This window comes from Segatella salivae DSM 15606 (assembly GCF_000185845.1).
In the GTDB taxonomy this organism is placed as follows: Bacteria; Bacteroidota; Bacteroidia; order Bacteroidales; family Bacteroidaceae; genus Prevotella; species Prevotella salivae.
On the sequence record NZ_GL629647.1, the window covers coordinates 573,479 to 577,601 of the forward strand.

General features: G+C 32.7%; 6 protein-coding genes. All 6 read right to left on the reverse strand.

From position 1 onward, the window contains the following. Nucleotides 1–126: 126 nt before the first annotated feature. The 6 genes from HMPREF9420_RS02375 to HMPREF9420_RS02405 all read right to left on the reverse strand — a co-directional run bounded on the left by HMPREF9420_RS02375 (nt 127) and on the right by HMPREF9420_RS02405 (nt 4,005). Nucleotides 127–603, reverse strand: a complete 477-nt coding sequence (locus HMPREF9420_RS02375) for a hypothetical protein (protein WP_007133808.1) — start codon at nt 601–603, stop codon at nt 127–129. Further along, entirely contained in the window at nt 600–875 is a 276-nt protein-coding gene (locus tag HMPREF9420_RS02380; protein WP_007133809.1) for a hypothetical protein, read from the reverse strand. Before HMPREF9420_RS02380 ends, HMPREF9420_RS02375 begins: the two co-directional genes overlap by 4 nt. Before the next feature lie 59 nt (nt 876–934). After that, nucleotides 935–1,105 (reverse strand): hypothetical protein, encoded by a 171-nt coding sequence (locus HMPREF9420_RS02385; RefSeq protein WP_007133810.1) that lies wholly within the window; start codon nt 1,103–1,105, stop codon nt 935–937. Between the two features lie 42 nt (nt 1,106–1,147). Continuing rightward, complete coding sequence (locus tag HMPREF9420_RS14550; RefSeq protein WP_007133811.1) at nt 1,148–2,536, reverse strand: hypothetical protein; 1,389 nt, start codon at nt 2,534–2,536, stop codon at nt 1,148–1,150. A gap of 91 nt (nt 2,537–2,627) precedes the next feature. After that, complete coding sequence (locus tag HMPREF9420_RS02400; protein ID WP_169309683.1) at nt 2,628–2,888, reverse strand: hypothetical protein; 261 nt, start codon at nt 2,886–2,888, stop codon at nt 2,628–2,630. A 121-nt stretch (nt 2,889–3,009) separates the two neighbouring features. Continuing rightward, entirely contained in the window at nt 3,010–4,005 is a 996-nt protein-coding gene (locus HMPREF9420_RS02405) for a hypothetical protein (RefSeq protein WP_007133813.1), read from the reverse strand. Nucleotides 4,006–4,123: the final 118 nt, after the last annotated feature.

Genomic DNA, 4,123 nt, shown 5'->3' on the forward strand with positions numbered 1-4,123 from the left:
GGTACCAGTTGTGCACATTTGTTTGACAACGTACAGGCTTACTTTATCACTCCATATTTCGGAAGAACTGTTTAAAAGTAGAAATACGCTTACAATGTGTATAGGAATGAAGTAATATAGGTACATTTACTGCTCCTTTGTATTTGTTTCTTCTTTTAACAGTGGTACAATAAATATAAAGACCTGCATACCGTCTTCCCGCTTGAAATTGGTCAGTTGCTCAAGAGCCTTGACATAACCAATAGAATTTTCGCGGATATTCTCTATTATCTCTGTATCAGATGTTCCGTCTTTCTTTTCTGTTGTATGGATTATTATATCTTGGCTGATAGTAGAACCATTCAAATAGCGGGAAGCCTGTGCCATAGCCTTGACACTTGCCACACGATTGAGTATTGCTTCTGTCTTATACTTCGCTTTGTCTAATACCAAGACTGAAATAAGGTAGGCATTATCATAATCGTTCACAACTCGCACACCCTCAAAGGGGGCGTGCGTGTACATACGAACGAGAAAATTGGTAAATGCCACACGGTCGCTGTTATAGCTTTGAGCATGAAGCCCTATGGTGTATAATAAAAATACAAATAATATTTTCTTCATATTAGACTCGCCTCTTTTAATATAGCCAATGCGGGTGACTGCACTCTATCAACATATTCTTTTAATGTTTGAGTATTAACTAACTTTAATTCAGAATATGCTTGAAAAAGGTTTCTTAAATCAATCTTAAAGGCTTTTCCTGTACTTAATCGAAATCCTATACAATAGTATCCATCTACTCTGATATCGGTATATTTTGCACCTTTTATACTGGTTGCAGACGTTATTGTCTGTATTTTCTTTCTAAAGTCTTTATCACTAATCTTATTCATTATTACTTGCTATTGTAAAGTTTGAAATTTTCATTAAGTCTTCAATTGGAATGTCCTCTCTATAGGAAAATATCTCCTTGTTTAGGTATATAGCTGGCATTCTTATGTTTAACAAGCCACTTTGGATGATTCTTACCATATTCTATCATGCTCGCCGTAGTCCACCCCATAGGTTTCTGTGACCATTCTATTTTTGCAGCATAACGTCCTACCATTTCAGAATAATTCATTGCTTTTGCTCTTTTATCTTTTGATAGAGGATTGATATCGACTCATTTATCGTTTTCTTGTATCTCATCTTCATAATATTGTGAATAAAATTTCAGGTTCTCATATCCATAATAATTCTTTTTTTTGAATCTATTGAACAATTCCGGATTCTTTGAATACGTATTATTTATAATACCGATAACACCGGGGGTTTGTTCCTTTTTTAATTCTTTCTTTGATATAAGTTCTAAGATATAGGCCACATCTTCGTCAAGATTACCCTCGTATTTTGTTTTATATGGTTCATTTAGAATCTCTTCAAGAAAAGGTATAAACATCGTCTGACAGTTTTCTACCTCTGCACAGTATTGTCTGAATATATTTCTTCTCAGCTTCCATTTTCCGTTTATCCCAATTCTCCCAAAGAATATAGAAAACCAAGCATCATTATCCTCATCGGCTTTCATCTTTTTAAAGATAAAGGCTTTAAGATTATCATCCCAATATCCAAAATCTTGTACTAATTCATATATGTGGTATAAATCTTTTTGCATGTATACAAAATCTGATTTCTTTCCATAGAATAGATAATTATTGAAAGCCAGTAGATATAATTTATCATCATATACCTCTGAATGAATATTCAAATCAACAAATCTATCTTTCCGATATATGATAAGGCTATTTGGCTCGTCATCAATTAAAGGATTTAATTCCACTTCGATGATATCACTTGTATTTTCTTTAATATCATATCCAAATATTTGTTTTATTTTAGACTGGAAATCTTGCGTACTCGGAAATTTAAAGCCACTTTTAGTCAAAAGTAACTTTCTCTCATTTTCCATATTTTTCATACTATCTGCCTCTTTCTTTGTCGCTATATTTTTATTGGGTATTTGACTCTTTCGCTGATTTCTCATACATCCATAGCTACAGCTAAGCATTATGCATTCAAGCAAAATCATTGCTATTCTATAATTCCAAACCATAATTCCCTTTTTAACAACATTTCTTTCTAATAATACTAAAATAACATCTTTTGAAAAATCCTCAAGATCAAGGATATTATTAATTATTTGGGTGACAATTTTGTTTGTCTTTTGACCTTTTTTTCTATTCCCATAGTTTGCTGTATGGGTTGTTAAGCATCCGACAGATCCTACAGGCCACCCACCATGAATAGCAATCCCACTTCTTGATCCATCTGGCCCGTTTATGTAACACTTTCCCATCCCTTTTGTATCGCTAATGTATAAATCGTAGCTCTGTTCTTTTAAACCTTTATTAATATAATATTTCTTCTTCGGAGGACATTCATTGTGAGTTCCATATCTTAACGTTGATCTTTTTTTGCTCGTCATATGTGCATCACGAGCTACATAAGTTGAATAATCTTCTTGAGGGAGATTGTTTGTTTTATAAAGTTCATTAAACCTATTATATGTCATATTTTTATATATACATAGTTTGTAAACAGTCTATTTTTTTCATTTTTTTGGAATTCCGTACCGTACTTATAACTCATACCATTGATAAATATTATTGTACCTTGACTATCTTTTGAAGATATAGAATTGCCACTAAGACATTTTTTACATATAAGACTTCTACTGCTTTATTGAAATATCTAATTCTTTCATTGAGGCCTTCTAATTTTGTATGGGCATAGACAACGTGTCGGCTAACCGTATAACGCACAGATTTTCCATTTGCATCTTTCCATTCCAAAGAAACAAACTTAGGTTCTGATACCGTTACGATGACATCGCCACCACCTTTTTTACTGCCATGATTCTGCACGTAGGCAAACACTTTATATTCTCCCTCCTCTGTAAAAAAGGAACGTAAGGGATTGGGAATAAACAACCTGTCCTGTTTCTCGCATAGAAAGCGTTCATATGGGCTTTAGAAAATTGAAGATTCAGTGTTTTGTGAATTTTCCATCATCATCAATAGTATATCTATTAACCACCTCTTTTTTTATAACTTTTCCTTTATGCAATTTATTCTTATACACAGTTATACCAAGATTCTTAGATATAGTAAAGGAATTAGCATTCCAATTTTTGCTATTTTCTCCGACTTGTGAGAAGACTGTTACTTCATCTATTATGCTTTTATTAACTGATGTTATTAGTCTGTAAATTAGTGAAGGAGTATTCTCAAGATAATAACAAATCATATCAAGCTGAAACTTCTTCCCTGTATGAAAGCGATAAAATTGGCTTGGCAAAGATTTATCCCATCGACTTTTATAGGTTTGCTCCAACTCTTTATTTCCCTTCACACTGATAGGATGATATGGCATTTCATCTTGTTCTCCCATATCATAGCGTTCTTGTTCTTTCTGGAATTGGCTAAAATCAAAGGGTAATGGGATTTCTTCCATACCTATTTCAGTTTGTTCTTCAATAGCTATCCTACTTTCTTTTAGGGAGTCAATAGCTTTAATTTCGGTCTTATATTTATTTGCATTATAGCGTGTTAATAGGACCTTCTCTGGTAAGTAAAACACACCCTTGCATTCCATTAGTTTCCAAATAACATTACCATTTTTTTGTTTATATATTTTTGCATTTCCCCTTGCATGGTCGTCATAGAAACCATAAAAAGATAGATAAAGAGTGTCATTTTTGAATATTCCACTTATATTATTCACATTTTCTGTGGAGCAATCTATCCTACTTCCACTTTCCTGTGTACTACAGTAATAACCGATAACAGAATTTTGTTTTGTTTTTTTCAATATAAGATGAAAAGTTTGATTAGTGTAAGATTGCTTCCCATCATATCGGTAATATATCCAGTTTCCTACTAAACTATCTATAGAAGTTTCCAATGTAGCCTTCAATTCAGTTTTGGCTGTACAACCACCGATAAAGAGACTTGCTACCATTGATAATATAATCTTTTTCATTGTTGTTATAATTTACGTTGCAAACAATCGTCAATTCTATTTAACCATCCATCTAAAAATGTACGTTGTCAAATAAAAGTGCACAACTGCAAATATAGTTATTTACTCTGATATTTCA

Excerpts from the sequence above, each read along its gene's own strand:
- HMPREF9420_RS02375 (WP_007133808.1), bottom strand. The coding sequence starts at position 603 with ATGAAGAAAATATTATTTGTATTTTTATTATACACCATAGGGCTTCAT.
- HMPREF9420_RS02385 (WP_007133810.1), bottom strand. The coding sequence starts at position 1,105 with ATGAATTATTCTGAAATGGTAGGACGTTATGCTGCAAAAATAGAATGG.
- HMPREF9420_RS02380 (WP_007133809.1), bottom strand. The coding sequence starts at position 875 with ATGAATAAGATTAGTGATAAAGACTTTAGAAAGAAAATACAGACAATA.
- HMPREF9420_RS14550 (WP_007133811.1), bottom strand. The coding sequence starts at position 2,536 with ATGACATATAATAGGTTTAATGAACTTTATAAAACAAACAATCTCCCT.
- HMPREF9420_RS02405 (WP_007133813.1), bottom strand. The coding sequence starts at position 4,005 with ATGAAAAAGATTATATTATCAATGGTAGCAAGTCTCTTTATCGGTGGT.